Source organism: Flavobacterium chilense (assembly GCF_001602525.1).
Classification (GTDB): domain Bacteria; phylum Bacteroidota; class Bacteroidia; order Flavobacteriales; family Flavobacteriaceae; genus Flavobacterium; species Flavobacterium chilense.
In genome coordinates this window covers 20,380-35,754 of sequence record NZ_LSYT01000016.1, presented here as the reverse complement: position 1 = coordinate 35,754, position 15,375 = coordinate 20,380, and the positions used below count along the sequence as shown (strand labels likewise).

Annotated in this window: 12 protein-coding genes and 1 riboswitch; all 12 genes read left to right on the top strand. The window is 36.0% G+C overall.

The genetic code is table 11. The annotated features are described in order from the left end of the window. Positions 1–97: 97 nt before the first annotated feature. The 12 genes from A4F88_RS24555 to A4F88_RS24500 all read left to right on the top strand — a co-directional run bounded on the left by A4F88_RS24555 (position 98) and on the right by A4F88_RS24500 (position 15,227). Positions 98–2,188 carry a HEPN domain-containing protein gene (locus A4F88_RS24555; protein ID WP_068845762.1) on the top strand — a complete coding sequence of 697 codons (2,091 nt, stop codon included), beginning with the start codon at positions 98–100 and terminating at the stop codon, positions 2,186–2,188. Next, positions 2,181–2,954: a uroporphyrinogen-III C-methyltransferase gene (gene cobA / locus A4F88_RS24550; RefSeq protein WP_068845760.1), complete on the top strand. Its 774-nt coding sequence runs from the start codon at positions 2,181–2,183 to the stop codon at positions 2,952–2,954. Before A4F88_RS24555 ends, cobA begins: the two co-directional genes overlap by 8 nt. A gap of 100 nt (positions 2,955–3,054) precedes the next feature. After that, complete coding sequence (locus A4F88_RS24545) at positions 3,055–3,636, top strand: precorrin-2 dehydrogenase/sirohydrochlorin ferrochelatase family protein (protein WP_068845758.1); 582 nt, start codon at positions 3,055–3,057, stop codon at positions 3,634–3,636. A 97-nt stretch (positions 3,637–3,733) separates the two neighbouring features. After that, a complete protein-coding gene (locus A4F88_RS24540; protein WP_068845756.1) occupies positions 3,734–4,786 on the top strand; it encodes an NAD(P)/FAD-dependent oxidoreductase in 1,053 nt (350 codons plus the stop codon). 251 nt (positions 4,787–5,037) lie between these two features. Beyond that, positions 5,038–5,397 (top strand): TfoX/Sxy family protein, encoded by a 360-nt coding sequence (locus A4F88_RS24535; protein ID WP_068845754.1) that lies wholly within the window; start codon positions 5,038–5,040, stop codon positions 5,395–5,397. A 268-nt stretch (positions 5,398–5,665) separates the two neighbouring features. Beyond that, positions 5,666–5,779: riboswitch (SAM riboswitch) on the top strand. A 336-nt stretch (positions 5,780–6,115) separates the two neighbouring features. Beyond that, positions 6,116–7,120, top strand: coding sequence for a homocysteine S-methyltransferase family protein (locus A4F88_RS24530; protein ID WP_068845753.1), 1,005 nt, complete (start codon positions 6,116–6,118; stop codon positions 7,118–7,120). A 25-nt stretch (positions 7,121–7,145) separates the two neighbouring features. Continuing rightward, positions 7,146–7,466, top strand: a complete 321-nt coding sequence (locus A4F88_RS24525; RefSeq protein WP_068845751.1) for an NTF2 fold immunity protein — start codon at positions 7,146–7,148, stop codon at positions 7,464–7,466. 264 nt (positions 7,467–7,730) lie between these two features. Then, positions 7,731–10,406, top strand: coding sequence for a methionine synthase (gene metH / locus A4F88_RS24520; protein WP_073075578.1), 2,676 nt, complete (start codon positions 7,731–7,733; stop codon positions 10,404–10,406). A 77-nt stretch (positions 10,407–10,483) separates the two neighbouring features. Next, positions 10,484–11,440, top strand: coding sequence for a methylenetetrahydrofolate reductase [NAD(P)H] (gene metF / locus A4F88_RS24515; protein ID WP_068845749.1), 957 nt, complete (start codon positions 10,484–10,486; stop codon positions 11,438–11,440). A gap of 212 nt (positions 11,441–11,652) precedes the next feature. Further along, positions 11,653–12,306 (top strand): class I SAM-dependent methyltransferase, encoded by a 654-nt coding sequence (locus A4F88_RS24510; protein WP_068845747.1) that lies wholly within the window; start codon positions 11,653–11,655, stop codon positions 12,304–12,306. 194 nt (positions 12,307–12,500) lie between these two features. After that, positions 12,501–13,724: a dicarboxylate/amino acid:cation symporter gene (locus A4F88_RS24505; RefSeq protein ID WP_068845745.1), complete on the top strand. Its 1,224-nt coding sequence runs from the start codon at positions 12,501–12,503 to the stop codon at positions 13,722–13,724. A 93-nt stretch (positions 13,725–13,817) separates the two neighbouring features. After that, entirely contained in the window at positions 13,818–15,227 is a 1,410-nt protein-coding gene (locus A4F88_RS24500; protein ID WP_068845743.1) for a pyridoxal phosphate-dependent decarboxylase family protein, read from the top strand. The last annotated feature ends 148 nt before the right edge of the window (positions 15,228–15,375 follow it).

The window sequence follows — 15,375 nt, the reverse complement described above, 5'->3', positions numbered from 1 at the left end:
TGCAAGAAAGCTTAGCCTCTTACCTAATGCCAAGCCAGAAAAAGACAAAGTTAATAAAGTTTAAAGCGTATAGCCTAAAGCCTAAAGCGTAAAAGAAATGGAAAGTTTTAGAACAGAAATAGAAAATCCGATTGTTCAGAAAGAGATCATCGATTTAGAGAAAAAAATTCATTTATTCCGTGGAGGAAAAATTGATGATGAGCGTTTTCGTAGTCTTCGTTTAGCGCGTGGAATTTACGGACAGCGTCAGGAAGGTGTACAAATGATTCGTATCAAGTTGCCTTATGGTAAAGTGACCAGCGAACAATTGATACGTATCACTAAAGTTTCTGATGAGTATTCTACAGGACGTTTGCATATTACAACACGTCAGGACATTCAGATTCACTATGTAAGTTTAGACAGAACTCCTGAACTTTGGGCAAATTTAGCCAAAGACGATGTGACCTTGCGTGAAGCTTGTGGTAATACAGTAAGAAACATTACAGCAAGTGAACTGGCAGGTGTAGATGTAAACGAACCATTTGATGTTTCGCCTTATGCACATGCTTTATTCCAATACTTACTAAGAAATCCAATTTGTCAGGAAATGGGACGTAAATTCAAAATTTCGTTCTCCTCTTCTGAAGAAGATACTGCTTTAAGCTATTTACACGATTTAGGATTTATTCCAAAAATTAAAGACGGACAACGCGGATTTAAAATTATGTTTGGAGGAGGTTTAGGATCTCAGCCAGCGCATGCCGAATTGCTTTCGGAGTTTGTTCCGGCAAACGAAATCATTCCAACAGCAGAAGGAATCATCCGTATTTTTGACAGATATGGTGAGCGTGCCAAAAGAATGAAAGCACGTATGAAATTTTTAATCAAAGAAATGGGAAGAGATGTTTTCCTTGATTTGGTTGAAAAAGAGAAAAAAGCCATTGCTTTTGAAACCTACGAAATAGATACAACTGCTTTTGACGGTCCAATTGCAGAACCAGTATTAGAAGTTCCGCAAGTTACAATCGAAGATACAGGAGCTTACGAAGCATGGAAAAAATCGAATGTAATTGCACAAAAGCAAGAAGGTTATTATGCTATTGGAATCAAAGTTTTATTAGGAGATTTTTATACTGATAAAGCCCGATTATTAGCTGATTTAATTAAAAATTACGCAGCAAATGAATTGCGTTTTTCATTGCGTCAAAATATTGTAATACGTCATGTAAAAGAAGAAAATTTACCATTCTTTTATCAGGAATTAGCCAAGTTGAACTTCGTTCATTTAGGCTATAATTCTACTGCAGATATTACAGCATGTCCGGGTACTGATACTTGTAATTTGGGGATTGCAAGTAGTACCGGAATTGCAGAAGAACTCGAGAAAGTTCTAAATGCAGAATACCCGCAATATCTAAACAATCGTGAAATAGAGATCAAAATTTCAGGTTGTATGAATGCCTGCGGCCAGCATAATATGTCTGCAATTGGATTTCAGGGAATGTCGATAAACTCAGGAAAATTAGTGGCTCCGGCATTACAGGTTTTACTAGGCGGAGGAAGATTAGGAAACGGATCAGGGCGTTTTGCTGATAAAGTGATCAAAATTCCAAGCCGTAGAGGACCAGATGCATTACGTACCATTTTAAATGATTTTGATGCCAATGCAAACGGAGAAAAATTCCTGAATTATTATGATGCAAAAGGAGAGAAATATTTCTATGAAATTTTAAAACCTTTCGCAGACGTAACCAATTTAACCGAAGCTGATTTTGTAGACTGGGGTAACGCAGATAACTACGTAAAAGCAGTAGGAGTTGGAGAATGTGCGGGAGTTGTGATCGATTTAGTTGCTACTTTATTATTAGAAGCCAAAGATAAATTGACGTTTGCTCAGGAATCATTCGACGAAGGAAAATGGTCAGATGCTATTTACCATGCTTACGCAGGATTTGTAAACGGTGCGAAAGCATTGTTGCTTTCAGAAAATGAAAAAACAAATAATCACGCAGGAATTGTAGACTTATTTGATACTGTTTTCATCGCAACATCTAAAATAGAATTGGCAACAACATTTAGAGAATTAGTATATCAAATCAATCAAAATGAACCATCAGAAGCATTTGCAAAAGCATATATTCAACAAGGAATTTCATTTTTTGATACAATAGAAAAATACAGAGCTCAAGAATTAGCAAATGCTTAATATCAAACCAAAAGTAACTTTAGTTGGCGCAGGCCCCGGTGATCCGGATTTGCTTACGCTCAAGGCCGTAAAAGCACTAGCTGAAGCGAATGTGGTTTTGTACGATGCCCTGGCCAATGACGAAATATTAGAACACGCTCCTAAAAATGCCATCAGGATTTTTGTTGGAAAAAGAGTCGGAAATCATGCTTATACGCAAGATCAGATCAATCAGTTGATTGTTGATAATGCGTTGACGTATGGAAATGTGGTACGTTTAAAAGGTGGAGATCCGTTTATCTTCGGACGTGGAAGTGAAGAAATTGACTTTGTAGAAAGTTTTGGAATCCCAACCTTTGTAGTTCCGGGAATTTCATCTGTAGTTGCAGTTCCTGCAAGTCAGGGAATTTCGATTACAAAACGTGGCGTTTCAGAAAGCTTCTGGGCGATTACCGGAACAACATCAGATAGAAAATTGTCTTCAGATGTAGCTTTGGCAGCACAATCATCTGCAACTGTTGTAATCTTGATGGGAATGCACAAACTGCCTCAGATTATTGATCTATTTCAAAAAGAAAATAAAGGAAATTTACCCGTTGCGATTATCCAAAACGGAACAACATCAGAAGAAAAGGTAGGAGTTGGAACAGTAGATTCGATTGTTGAAATTGTAAAAGAACAAAAATTGAGTTCGCCAGCAATTATCGTTCTGGGAGAAGTTGTCCGCGAAAGCAACAAATTAAAAGGTTTTTACGAAGAATTTCTATCAAAAGAAATCGTGAGATAATAAAACATAGCCCGAGGTTTCAACCTTGGGAACGCATGGATATTTAATTCAATATGCATCAAAAAATCATCTAATTTTGTTTAGATGAAATTAAATTAAAATGGAACAAAACGAATTATATCCAATATTCTTAAAGCTTCATAATCTGAATGTTTTAATTGTGGGAGGAGGAAACGTAGGACTGGAAAAGCTTTCTTTTTTGTTAAAGTCAAGTCCAAATGCAAATGTTGAGGTTGTTGCACCAAATTTTCATTTAGAAATAAAAGTTTTAGCAGAAAACCATCCTTCGATAACATTAACAAAATCGAAGTTTAAAAAGAAAATGCTCAAAAAGCGTCATATGGTAATCGCTTGTACCGATGATTTAAAAGTCAATAAAAGAGTTTACGAACTGTCGAGAAAGCGTTATCTGATTTGCAATATTGCCGATACACCGGATTTGTGTGATTACTATCTGGGTGGAATCGTAACAAAAGGAAATGTAAAAATTGCCATTTCGACCAACGGAAAATCACCAACAACAGCCAAAAGGCTAAGAGAGTTTTTTGAAGAAGTTATTCCGGATGATATCAATAAAATGGTTGAGAATCTCAATGAATACAGGAAAACACTGAAAGGTAATTTTGAAGACAAGGTGAAAAGAATGAACGAGATTACCGCTTCATTAAAAAATAAAGAGTAAAAAATTTCACAAAGAAATGAATGATAAAAATCATTGAAATTAGAATAAATTATTCGTTCCTTTGTATTATTAAGAATGATTATAAACAACAAACATAATGATTAAAACAGATATACTTATAATTGGAGCAGGACCAACAGGTTTATTTGCCGTTTTTGAGGCAGGATTATTAAAATTAAAATGCCATATTTTAGATGCTTTGCCACAAGCAGGAGGACAACTTTCAGAATTGTATCCAAAAAAACCTATTTATGATATCCCTGGTTTCCCTGAAGTTTTAGCAGGAGATTTGATTGACGGATTACAAGAGCAAATCAAACAATTCGAACCAGGCTTTACATTAGGTGAGCGCGCAGAAACAATCGAAAAACAAGAAGACGGAAGTTTTATCGTAACCTCAAATAAAGGAACTAAATTTCATGCACCGGTTATTGCTATCGCAGGAGGTTTAGGAAGTTTTGAGCCACGTAAACCACTTATTGAAGATATCGAGTTTTATGAAGATAAAGGAGTAAAATACTTCATCAAAAATCCTGAAAAATTCAGAGATAAAAGAGTTGTTATTGCAGGAGGAGGAGATTCAGCATTAGACTGGAGTATTTTCCTTGCCAATGTAGCTTCAGAAGTAACTTTAATTCACAGAAGAAACGAATTTAGAGGAGCTCTTGATTCTGTAGAAAAAGTACAGGAATTAAAAACAGCCGGAAAAATCAAATTAATTACACCGGCAGAAGTTATCGGAATCAATGGTGCAGAGCATGTTGAATCATTAGACATCGAAGAAAACGGTGCACACCGTAAAATCGAATGTGACTATTTTATTCCACTTTTTGGATTAACACCAAAATTAGGTCCAATCGGCGACTGGGGATTAGAAATCGAGAAAAATGCCATTAAAGTAAATAATGCATTAGATTACCAAACTAATATTCCGGGAATCTTTGCTATTGGAGACGTAAATACCTATCCAGGAAAATTAAAATTAATCCTTTGTGGATTCCACGAAGCAACTTTAATGTGTCAGGCAGCATACCAAATCATCAATCCAGGTAAAAAATATGTATTGAAATACACAACAGTTTCTGGTGTAGATGGTTTCGACGGAACTCGTAAAGAAGCACCAAAAGCAGTTGTGAAGGCGATTGTTTAGTCTAAGTTTCTAAGGAACTAAGATTTTTATATAGTAAGCCCAAACCATTATGGTTTGGGCTTTTTTTTATTCATCATGCAGAATCCCAGAGAGATAACATATTTATAGACATAAACAATTCCGTATATAAAAAGCTCCAGCGGAGCGACATATCTCGTATTATATACGGCTGTAGCCAGTAGCTATAAAATTTTAAAACAAGTTATAAACTTAGTATCTTAGTAGCTCAGAATATTAGAATCTTAAAAAAAATGGCTTTCGACGAACATAATGCCCAAAGAATCCGAATCTTTCTACAGCATAAAGGCGCCGATTTTTTTGAAAAGAAAATGTTTGGTGGCATTGTTTTTATGGTAGATAATAAGTTGTGCTGCGGAACCCGTCTCGACAAAAAAGTTGACGAAAATCTACTTCTGTGCAGAATTGATGATATTGCTTACTCAGAAGCCATAGAAAGAGACGATGTGCTCCCAATGCCCAATGCTGATAAGCCAATGAAAAACTACATTTTTGTTACCGAGATTGCCTGGAAAAGAAACCAGGATTTAGAGTATTGGTTACAGCTTTGTTTAGACTTTAATCCTTTAGCAAAAGCAAGCAGGAAGAAATAACTACAAGTTTAAATTAAATAGACCTAGTCCATCGTGTTGAAATATTCAATAATAGAATTATCATATCGCTTTTTAAAGTTCGATGATGTGTATCAGAATATGAAAAAACAGATAGAAAACGCTAAACTGAGCATCTCAGCATCTTAGAACTTTAGTAGCTTAAAAAAAGAACTTAGAACCTCAGAATCTTAGCTTCTTAGAAACTTTAAAAAACACTTGCAATTGTTCAGCTTATGTCTTTACTTTGCACTGTTCTTAAAATTACTGAAAGTTATCACGAAAGGCGGAGGGAAAGACCCAATGAAACCTTAGCAACCCTTTATCATAAAGAAGGTGCTACATTCTACTTTGTACTAATCATAGTATCTAAGATAGATAACACAAATACATAAAAGTATTTCTCAAAACACTTCCTGACAACTTACAATATAATTTTACCGAATTCACTTTGGTATCATGAGCGAATCATTGGCGCATTTTTGCGGTCAATAGTTCCCGCTTTACGTTGCAATCATTTTGCTTTTTAAAGGAAAAAGCAAAATAATTTCCACTTCAATCGGGGCTAATGAGCCAGCAATAGTGTGTTTTTGGAATTAATGTAAAAAAAAATATCGAAGGGAAGCCCTACAGGTTTTTTAAAATCTATCGGGTTTAAATAGAGCCTTCAAAATTATAATTTAAAAAGCTTTGCGCCTTAGTGCCTTAGCGGCAAAAGAATATGGCAATTACAATTCAAGAAGCAATAAAAAAAAATATCCTAATCCTTGACGGAGCAATGGGAACGATGTTGCAACGCTATAATTTCTCCGAAGAAGATTTTCGTGGAGAGCGTTTCAAAGACTTTCCGCATCCGTTAAAAGGAAACAACGATTTACTATCCATAACACAACCCGGCGCCATTCGCGATGTTCACGCAGCTTATTTTGAAGCTGGTGCAGACATTGTAGAAACCAACACTTTTTCAGGAACGACAATCGGTATGGCCGATTACTTCCTGGAAGAATTGGTTTATGAACTAAACTACGAATCGGCAAAAATCGCAAGACAAGTAGCCGATGAGTTTACCGCAAAAAATCCGGATAAACCACGTTTCGTAGCTGGTTCAATTGGTCCAACAAACAGAACAGCGAGTATGTCTCCGGATGTAAACGATCCAGGTTACAGAGCCGTAACATTTGATGATTTACGAATTGCTTACAAACAACAAGTAGAAGCCTTAATGGATGGCGGCTGTGATTTACTTTTGGTAGAAACGATTTTCGATACTTTAAATGCAAAAGCAGCACTTTTTGCGATAGAAGAAGTAAAAGAAGAACGCAATCTGGATATTCCAATCATGGTTTCTGGAACTATTACGGATGCTTCCGGAAGAACACTTTCTGGGCAAACCGTTGAAGCGTTTCTGATTTCAGTTTCACATATTCCGTTATTAAGCGTAGGATTTAATTGCGCTCTTGGAGCCGATTTGTTGAAACCGTATTTAAAAACATTATCCCAACATACACAATTTAATGTTTCGGCACATCCAAATGCAGGATTACCAAATGCATTCGGACAATACGATGAAACACCAGAACAGACTCAGGCTTTAATCAAAGAATATTTAGACGATAATTTAATTAATATCATTGGTGGTTGCTGCGGAACAACTCCGGATCATATTAGATTAATTGCTGAGGTTGCGAAGGATTATAAGCCACGTGTGGCACCGGTTTTTGCATAATTTCATGATCAGTTTTTAAATAAATATGAAGAAAATTTTGTTTCTGATTAGTTTGACACTTGTAAGCTGCAATTATACAACCAATACAGTTTTTCAGAAAAGCATTAAATGTGAAGATTGTTTAGTTACAAAAGAAGAGACAGCAGTTGGAATAGCAGAACCTATTTTATTTGAATCATATGGTAAAGATCATATAAAAGACCAAAGACCTTATAAAGTAACAATAGAAAATGATTCTATTTGGCATATTGAAGGGACTTTTAATAGTATTGGTTTTGGAGGTGTCTTTGATATTAAAATCTCAGCAAAAAACGGGAAGGTTCTTTATATGATGCATGGAAAGTAGAAAGATAATTGAAAAGCAAAAGAAATATAAAGGTTATTATGAAACCGAGTTTGCGTGAGGGATAGAAGTGAAAAGCCCGCAGACCAATGCAGTGAAACGAAATTGGTCGAGGACTTGTAACGGATAGCCCGACCGAAGGACACGCCCAAATTAAAATATTGAAAACGAATATACCTACAAGGCTTTAAAAGCCTCACAGGAAAGAAAATAGAATAAAAAACTTAGAACCTTAGTATCTCAGGATCTTAGTAACTTAGAAAAGAAATGACAGAAAATAGAAGAGACCTTGTATTATCAGGATTAGAACCGTTAATTATTACACCAACCAGTGTTTTTGTAAACATTGGCGAACGTACAAATGTAACAGGTTCACGAAAATTCCTAAGATTAATCAAGGAAGAGAAGTATGACGAGGCACTTGATATTGCAAGGCAGCAGGTAGAAGGGGGAGCACAGATCATCGATATTAATATGGATGAAGGAATGCTTGATGGTGTTCAGGCAATGACTAAATTTTTGAATTTAATTGCATCAGAACCGGATATTTCAAGAGTGCCTATTATGATCGACAGCTCGAAATGGGAAATCATCGAAGCAGGTCTTAAAGTAGTACAAGGAAAAAGTGTTGTAAACTCGATTTCGTTAAAAGAAGGTGAAGAAGCCTTTATACATCATGCCAAACTAATCAAACGATACGGAGCGGCAGCTATTATTATGGCTTTTGACGAAGTAGGTCAGGCAGATAATTATGACCGAAGAGTCGAGATTTGCCAGCGTTCGTATGATATACTGGTAAACAAAGTTGATTTTCCTCCACAGGATATTATTTTCGATTTGAATATTTTCCCGGTTGCAACCGGAATGGAAGAACATCGCTTAAATGCTTTGGACTTTTTTAGAGGTACAAAATGGGTTCGTGATAACTTACCACATGCTCATATTAGTGGTGGAGTAAGTAACGTTTCGTTCTCTTTTAGAGGAAACGATACCGTTCGTGAAGCGATGCACTCGGTATTTTTATACCACGCGATCAAGAACGGAATGACAATGGGAATCGTAAATCCGGAGATGCTTTCGATTTATGACGATATCCCAAAAGATTTATTAGAACACGTTGAAGACGTGATTCTTGACAGACGTGATGATGCAACAGAAAGACTTTTAGATTTTGCCGAGAATGTAAAAGGCGAAGTAAAAAGCGATGAAAAAGCCGTTCAGGAATGGCGTTTAGGAACCGTTCAGGAGCGTATAACACACTCATTAGTAAAAGGAGTTGATGCTTTTATTGAAGAAGATGTAGAAGAAGCCCGTTTAGCAGCAACAAAACCTATTGAAGTTATCGAAATCAACTTGATGACAGGAATGAATGTCGTTGGAGATTTATTTGGAAGCGGAAAGATGTTCCTGCCTCAGGTAGTAAAGTCGGCACGTGTAATGAAAAAAGCCGTAGCATATTTATTACCTTTTATTGAAGCCAGCAAACAAGCCGGAGACAAACAAGGAAACGGAAAAATATTGATGGCAACCGTAAAAGGAGATGTTCACGATATTGGTAAAAACATCGTTTCGGTAGTTTTGGCTTGTAACAACTATGAGATTGTAGATCTGGGTGTTATGGTGCCTCCGGAAAAAATCATTGCGGCTGCGATCGAACACAATGTTGATATTATTGGTTTAAGCGGACTGATCACACCTTCGCTTGACGAAATGGTGTATCTGGCTAAAGAATTAGACAAACAAGGAATCAAAATTCCGATTATGATTGGTGGAGCAACCACTTCGCGTGCCCATACTGCCGTGAAAATTGCGCCACAATATAGAGAAACTGTAATTCACGTAAACGATGCTTCAAGAGCTGTTACTGTTGCAGGAAACCTGTTAGATCATAACAGAAAAATATATGCGGCAGATATTCGTGCAGAATACGATTCATTTAGAGAAACATTCTTAAATCGTTCAAGAGACAAAAACTTCCTGACGATTGAAGATGCCCGTAAAAATAAAATGCAATTGGATTGGTCTGAATATACTCCGAGTAAACCAAAAGTAATTGGAGCACAAACCATCGAAATAGAACTGGATGTTTTGGTTCCGTATATCGACTGGACACCATTTTTTCAAACTTGGGAATTGTACGGAAAATATCCTGCGATTTTAACGGATGAAGTTGTGGGTAAAGAAGCGACTTCTGTTTTTGCAGATGCTCAGGCGATGTTGAAAGTAATTCTGGAAGAGAAAAAATTAAAAGCAAAAGGTATTTATGGAATTTTCCCTGCGAATCAGGTGGATGATGATGACATCGAGTTACGTGATGAAAACGGAAAAGTTCTGGAGAAATTCTTAACGCTTCGCCAGCAGTCACAAAAAACAAAAGGTGCACCCAATATTGCATTGTCTGATTTTATTCTGCCAAAAGAAAGCGGAATAGAAGATTATATGGGAGCTTTTTGCGTAACCACAGGTTTTGGTGTAGATGAATGGGCAGCAGAATATGAAAAGAATTTAGATGATTATAATTCGATCATGGTAAAAGCGCTTGCCGATCGTTTTGCTGAGGCTTTCGCCGAATATCTTCACGAGAGAGTCCGTAAAGATTTCTGGGGTTATGATAGAGAAGAATCTTTAACAAACGAAGAATTGATTAAAGAAAATTATAAAGGAATTCGTCCGGCTCCTGGTTATCCGGCTTGCCCGGATCACCTGGAAAAACCAACGATTTGGAAGCTCTTAAATGTAGCCGAAGAAATAGGAGTTACCCTGACAGAAAGTATGGCAATGTGGCCGGCTTCATCAGTTTCTGGATATTATTTCGGAAACCCAAAAAGCAGGTATTTCGGACTCGGAAAAATAAAAGAAGATCAGGTAGTAGATTACGCCAAACGACGCAATGTACCAACAGATTACGCCATGAAATGGTTAAATCCTAATATAGCAGATTAAATTAGTCTAAAGTCTAAAGTCTTAAAGTCCGAAAGGAAAGACTTTCGACTTTCGACTTTCAAACTTTAAGACTTAAAATGAAAGTAACAGAGCATATAGAAAACGCCAAAGGAAAAACATTATTCTCATTTGAAATTATTCCGCCTCAAAAGGGGAAAAGTATTCAGGAATTATATGATAATATCGATCCCTTGATGGAGTTTAAACCACCATTTATTGATGTAACCACTTCTCGTGAAGAATATATTTATATTGATAAAGGCAACGGACTTTTGGATAAAAAATTAACCCGTATGCGACCGGGAACACTCGGAATCTGCGCTTCTATAAAACATAAATACAATGTAGACACCGTTCCGCATTTACTTTGTGGTGGCTTTACGCAGGAAGAAACAGAATATATGCTGGTAGATTGCCAGTATTTAGGAATCAACAATGTAATGGCGCTTCGTGGCGATGCAATGAAAGACGAACAATCGTTTGTACCAAAAGCCGGAGGAAATAGTTTTGCTATTGATTTGGTTCGACAAATCAACGATTTAAATTGCGGAAAATATTTGCACGAAGTAATGGATATAGACAACAAAGCCGATTTTTGTATTGGTGTTGCCGGTTATCCGGAGAAACATTTAGAATCGCCATCATTGCAATCAGACTTAAAAAGATTAAAAGAAAAAGTAGATGCAGGAGCAGATTATGTGGTAACACAAATGTTTTTTGACAATGCTAAATATTTTAACTTTGTAGAAAAAGCAAGAGAAATGGGCATCACAATTCCTATTATTCCGGGAATTAAACCCATCGCCGTTCAAAGGCATTTACAAATTTTACCACAGATTTTCAGAATCGATTTACCGGAAGATTTAATCGATGCCGTTGATAAATGCAAAAATAATGTAGAGATCAAACAAGTCGGAATCGAATGGGCAATTCAGCAGTCATTAGAATTAAAAGCTGCCGGAGTTCCGTTTTTACACTATTATTCAATGGGGAAATCTGAGAATATTCGTCAGATTGCAAGTCAGGTTTTTTAAGGAATTCTATTAAATATAACGGGAGTTTGTCATTTCGACGAAGGAGAAATCTTCGCAAGTAACTCCGCAACGAGAATCCAATCTTTGTCGAGCTTCTCGTGGAGATTTCTCCTTCGTCGAAATGACAAAACAAACGTTAGTTGGAATCCGAGCCAAGTGACAACAAATTGCTGAAGGATTTTGTTTAATTTAGAAGTTTAAATTTTCGAGTCATGAAACAAGAAGAACTACAAGCCATAGCCTCTCAATTAAAAAATCCAACGGGAGAAAAAGGAATCGAAATGGGTAATATGATGAACGAAACGAACATCAATATGACACGTCATTCGATTCAGAATCTAAATATATCCAAAGAAAATAAAATTCTCGAATTGGGTCACGGAAATGCGGGACATGTAGCGTTTCTATTCGAACAGGCTGAAAATCTGAAATACTACGGACTCGAAATGTCAGACTTGATGTTTCAGGAAGCGCGTCAAACCAACAGAAATTTTGTCTCTCAAAAACAAGCCTTTTTTTCTCTTTATAACGGAAATAAAATCCCGTTTGAAGGTGAATCTTTTGATAAAATATTTACCGTAAATACCATTTATTTCTGGCAGGAACCAGAAAAACTACTTTTAGAAATTTACAGGGTTCTAAAACCAAACGGAAATTTCTGTTTAACCTTTGCTCAGGAAGATTTCATGAAACAACTTCCGTTTACTCAATTTGAATTTGAGCTTTACAGTACCGAAAAAGCGCAAAAATTAATTGAGAAAACACCTTTTAAAATAGTCTATACAGAAACCCAGACAGAAAAAGTAAAAAGTAAAACAGGCGAATTGGTCGACAGGGCTTTTACAACAATTGTTCTGGAGAAATAGTTGAAATTTTTAGACACATAGAAACATAGATGTTTTGTTTTGTCTAAAAATAACGAGAACTAAAAGAAAAACGCATTTTTCACACATAGCTATGTTTGTTTAAATAAGTGAAACGCCTTTATAGACAAAGAGAACTATGTTTCTGTGTGTTTTAAGAAAATAAAGGTTGCTAAATTCTAAATCCTTGTACCATTATGGAAGTTAAGAAAATCAATTTTTTACAAAGCTACAGTAGTATTTTATGGCTTCTTGGCGGCATTATAATCGGGAGTATTTTTGGATTGGCGTTTGGAGAAAAAGTTTTGGTCATAAAACCAATTGGCGATATATTTCTGAACTTACTTTTTACAGCCATTATTCCCCTTATCTTTTTTACAATCGGTTCCTCGATTGCTAATTTAGAGAAAACAGAAAAACTGGGTAAACTGTTTATCATTATGGTATTGGTTTTTCTGGCTACGATTCTTATTTCGGCCCTTGTTATGATTTGTGCCGTTTATCTTTTTCCCATTCATCAGGATATAGAGATTACTAAAATTCCGTTTGAAAATATTGAATCAGGATCTGCCGGAGATCAAATTGCAAAGCTGCTTACGGCAAATGATTTCTTCGAACTGCTGTCCCGAAAAAGTATGTTGGCGTTGATTATTTTTTCTTTTTTAATTGGCTTTGCCACATTACAGTCCGGAGAAAAAGGAAATGCTTTCAAAAGCTTTCTGGATTCGGGAAACGAGGTAATGAAACAACTTTTAAACATTATAATGAAATTTGCACCAATTGGTTTAGGAGCTTATTTTGCCTATCAGGTTGGTATCTTCGGACCACAGTTATTTGGAGTGTATGCAAAACCTATGGCAGTGTATTATGCAGCCTGTATCTTTTATTTCTTTGTGTTTTTTAGTTTGTACGCACTTGTGGCTGGCGGAAAGAGAGCTTTTAAAGTTTTTTGGAGCAATAATATTACGCCATCATTAACCGCAGTGGGAACTTGCAGTAGTATTGCAACCATTCCGGCCAATTTGGATGCTGCAGAAAAAATGGGAATTCCGGCACATGTTCGAAATTTGGTCATTCCGCTTGGTGCGCCTTTGCATAAAGATGGTTCGAGTATGTCATCCATTTTAAAAATCACTTTTTTGTTTGCCATGTTTGGAAAAGATTTTACAGATCCTATGACAATCCTTTTAGCTTTAGGAATTACAGTAATAGTTTCTATTGTTGAAGGCGGAATCCCAAATGGTGGTTACATTGGCGAAATCTTAGCCATAACCGTTTATGGTTTTCCAATGGAACAAGCCTTGCCCGTCGCCATGATTTTAGGAACACTCGTTGATCCAATTGCTACTTTATTAAATGCAAACGGTGATGTAATTTGTTCTATGATGGTTTCCCGATTCTCAGAGAAAACCAAATGGTAATTTTATTTTATAACCCAAAAATCAGTGTTAATCAGCTTAGTAAGTTATTGGTATAGCAGAAAATGGCATAACTAAGTATTAAAAAAATATAGAATGAATTCAGCATTACAACACGATCTTAATGATTTCGAAAATATATTAGAAAAGACAAAACAGCAAGGATTAGATTTCCTGAATAATCTCGAAAATATTCCAACATCAAATAAACATACCATTGATCCAACGCGGAATTTAAACGCAGAAGGATTAGGATCTTTAGCCACTTTGCAGGAATTTAAAGAGCGATTAGCACCATTAATGGTGGCTTCGCCCGGACCAAGATATTTAGGGTTTGTAACCGGAGGTTCAACTCCTGCTTCTATAGTTGGAGATTGGCTGGCCTCTGTTTATGATCAAAATACACAGGCAATAAAAGCACAAGGAGGAGCTTCGGCTTTAATCGAATTTGAAACGATTCATTTATTATTGCAGTTGCTGGAATTGCCCACAACATTTTTAGGCGGATTTGTAACGGGTGCAACCATGTCAAATTTTACCTGTCTGGGAGTTGCAAGACAATGGTTTGGGGCACAATCCGGAAAAGATTTTGCGAAAAACGGAATTTCAGAACCCATCAATATATTGACTGCTACGCCACACTCTTCTTCAATAAAAACATTATCGATGTTAGGGATTGGCAGTAATAATTATACCGCAATAAAAACTATTGAAGGAAATCGTGAGGCTATTGATATTGCTGATTTAGAAAATAATATTGAAAAGCTAAACGGAAAACCTTTTATTCTAATCTCGAGCGCAGGAACTGTAAATACTGCCGATTTTGATGATTTTGAAGCGATTTCAAAACTAAAAGAAAAATACAATTTCTGGTGGCATATTGATGCCGCTTTTGGAGGTTTTGCTGCAGTTTCAGAAAAGTTTAAACATCTTGTTGAAGGCTGGGAAGGTGCGGATAGTATTACCATTGATTGCCATAAATGGCTCAATGTACCTTATGAAAGCGCTTTTTATTTAATTAAAAAAGAACATACACAATTACAGGTCGAAACATTTCAGAATTCGAATGCACCTTATTTAGGGAATCCATTAGAAAACTTTAATTACCTGAATGTATTACCTGAAAATTCAAGACGTTTGCGAGCCTTGCCAGTCTGGTTTTCATTGTTGGCATACGGAAAAGAAGGTTTTCAGGATATTGTAGAAAACAGCACCGCATTAGCATTGCATTTTGCCAATGCTTTAATTGAAAATGATAATTTCGAATTGTTGGCACCTATTAGGCTCAATAATGTTTGTTTTACTTTGAAGGGAGATCACAATCAGGAAAATGTTGGTGCGTTTTTAACTCTTTTGAATGATAAAGGAAAAGTATTTATGACACCAACAGTATATCAAAATCGTAAGGGAATCAGAGCTTCTTTTGTAAACTGGCGAACCACAGAAAAAGATATTAAAATAATAATAGAACAACTTAAAGAAACAGTATCTGATTTAAATTTATAATCTGTTTTTATTAATTTTTAATGAGCCCGCTTATTTAATAAGCGGGCTTTTTTTATGCACATTTTTCTCTTTTACACCAAAAAGAAGCTTTAAATTTTAACTTTTTCAATACTTAATTTTAAGCAAATATTAAGATAGGCTTAATTAT

Coding starts and splice junctions, on each gene's coding strand:
- A4F88_RS24505 (WP_068845745.1), top strand. CDS start 12,501: ATGGAAGTTAAGAAAATCAATTTTTTACAAAGCTACAGTAGTATTTTA.
- A4F88_RS24555 (WP_068845762.1), top strand. CDS start 98: ATGGAAAGTTTTAGAACAGAAATAGAAAATCCGATTGTTCAGAAAGAG.
- A4F88_RS24525 (WP_068845751.1), top strand. CDS start 7,146: ATGAAGAAAATTTTGTTTCTGATTAGTTTGACACTTGTAAGCTGCAAT.
- A4F88_RS24540 (WP_068845756.1), top strand. CDS start 3,734: ATGATTAAAACAGATATACTTATAATTGGAGCAGGACCAACAGGTTTA.
- metH (WP_073075578.1), top strand. CDS start 7,731: ATGACAGAAAATAGAAGAGACCTTGTATTATCAGGATTAGAACCGTTA.
- A4F88_RS24500 (WP_068845743.1), top strand. CDS start 13,818: ATGAATTCAGCATTACAACACGATCTTAATGATTTCGAAAATATATTA.
- A4F88_RS24535 (WP_068845754.1), top strand. CDS start 5,038: ATGGCTTTCGACGAACATAATGCCCAAAGAATCCGAATCTTTCTACAG.
- A4F88_RS24545 (WP_068845758.1), top strand. CDS start 3,055: ATGGAACAAAACGAATTATATCCAATATTCTTAAAGCTTCATAATCTG.
- A4F88_RS24530 (WP_068845753.1), top strand. CDS start 6,116: ATGGCAATTACAATTCAAGAAGCAATAAAAAAAAATATCCTAATCCTT.
- metF (WP_068845749.1), top strand. CDS start 10,484: ATGAAAGTAACAGAGCATATAGAAAACGCCAAAGGAAAAACATTATTC.
- A4F88_RS24510 (WP_068845747.1), top strand. CDS start 11,653: ATGAAACAAGAAGAACTACAAGCCATAGCCTCTCAATTAAAAAATCCA.
- cobA (WP_068845760.1), top strand. CDS start 2,181: ATGCTTAATATCAAACCAAAAGTAACTTTAGTTGGCGCAGGCCCCGGT.